The following is a 1,006-nucleotide window of genomic DNA, read 5'->3' as shown; positions in this document are numbered from 1 at the left end:
ATGGGCGTATGTATATGCGTGTGCGTGGAGTGACGGGTGGGGGAATGGGGCGATGTGCGTCGAGGTCGGCGCGTTGTGCGGCTGAGCGTGGTGCGCAGGCCGGAGGCTTGGTCGCTGTACGGTGAGGCAGAGCGGGCCGATCCGCTGGGCTGTTATCTCGCCGTTCTTGCGCTCGGTGTGAACCGCGCGCTGGAGGTAATAGGGCGCGATCTGCCGCACCACGGTGTTGATGAGGTCCTCGACCTGGCCCGCGAGCAGCGCCTGGCGCTGCTGGCGGGCAAGGTCGAGGACATGATCAACACCGTGGTGCGGCAGATCGCGTTCTATTCATTCGAGCGCGCGGTTCACACCGAGCGCAAGAACGGTGAGCTCACCGCCGAGCGGATCGGCCAGCTCTGGCTCAGCGTGCAGGGCGAGAGCCTCGGGCCTGCGATCGAGATCAAGCCGGGCTACGAGACGTTCTGGATGTACATGCCGCATTTCATCCACTCGCCGTTCTACGTCTACGCCTACGCGTTCGGCGACTGCCTGGTGAACTCGCTCTATGCGGTCTACGAGCATGCGTCCGAGGGTTTCGCCGAGCGCTATCTCGACATGCTCGCCGCCGGCGGCACCAAGCATTACTCCGAACTGCTGCGGCCGTTCGGCCTCGACGCCAAGGACCCGAAATTCTGGGACGGCGGCCTGTCCGTGATCGCCGTCATGTTCGACGAGCTGGAGGCGATGGGCTGAGGCCCATCAGCCTTCCGGCCCGTCCGGATCAGATTCGTTCGGCGCTTTTTGCGCCTCGCGGCATGACCATCCCATGACACCTGCGTTCGGCAGATCGATCCTGCCCGAGCGGCGGCCGCAAGGCCGGCACTTAAGGGGTGAATCGGGGACGATTTGCGCTCCAAATCACCCGCTAGGGAGCGCGCCGTTGCCCTGCCAATCCGTTTGCGGTAATGGCTCGCAGAACGCGAATTTCTGACTGGGGACAGCAATGGCAGACCATAGCGAAGTGGCC

The 1,006-nt window shown here is 64.2% G+C and carries 1 protein-coding gene; it reads left to right on the top strand.

Annotated features, from left to right (window positions below):
- The first annotated feature begins 75 nt into the window (after positions 1-75).
- Positions 76-732 (top strand): M3 family metallopeptidase, encoded by a 657-nt coding sequence (locus tag NS334_RS17455; protein WP_206542754.1) that lies wholly within the window; start codon positions 76-78, stop codon positions 730-732.
- Positions 733-1,006 lie beyond the last annotated feature (274 nt).

This window comes from Sphingomonas endophytica (genome assembly GCF_001476895.1).
GTDB lineage: Bacteria > Pseudomonadota > Alphaproteobacteria > Sphingomonadales > Sphingomonadaceae > Sphingomonas > Sphingomonas endophytica_A.
Note: the sequence above shows the minus strand (reverse complement) of the source record. Positions and strands in the feature narration are given on the sequence as shown.